The organism is Microvirga antarctica (genome assembly GCF_017921815.1).
GTDB classification, from domain to species: domain Bacteria; phylum Pseudomonadota; class Alphaproteobacteria; order Rhizobiales; family Beijerinckiaceae; genus Microvirga; species Microvirga antarctica.
Genome location: NZ_JAGEMM010000154.1, coordinates 1 through 284 on the forward strand (window position 1 = coordinate 1; position 284 = coordinate 284).

Annotated in this window: 1 pseudogene; it reads left to right on the plus strand. The window is 48.6% G+C overall.

Features of this window, described 5'->3' with window-relative positions:
* A pseudogene (gene yiaO, locus J4G32_RS21270) lies at positions 1–284 on the plus strand (2,3-diketo-L-gulonate TRAP transporter substrate-binding protein YiaO); the annotation flags it as partial.

The window sequence follows — 284 nt, forward strand, 5'->3', positions numbered from 1 at the left end:
AAAGAAAAAACTAACGGCGAATTAACGCTAAAACTCTTTCCTGACAGCACATTAGGTAACGCCCAGGCAATGATCAGCGGGGTGCGCGGCGGAACTATTGATATGGAAATGTCCGGTTCGAACAATTTCACCGGCCTGGCCCCTGTATTCAACTTACTTGATGTCCCCTTCCTGTTTCGCGATACCGCGCATGCGCATAAAACGCTCGACGGCAAAGTCGGCGATGAACTGAAAAAATCACTCGATTCAAAAGGGTTAAAAGTCCTCGCCTACTGGGAAAACGG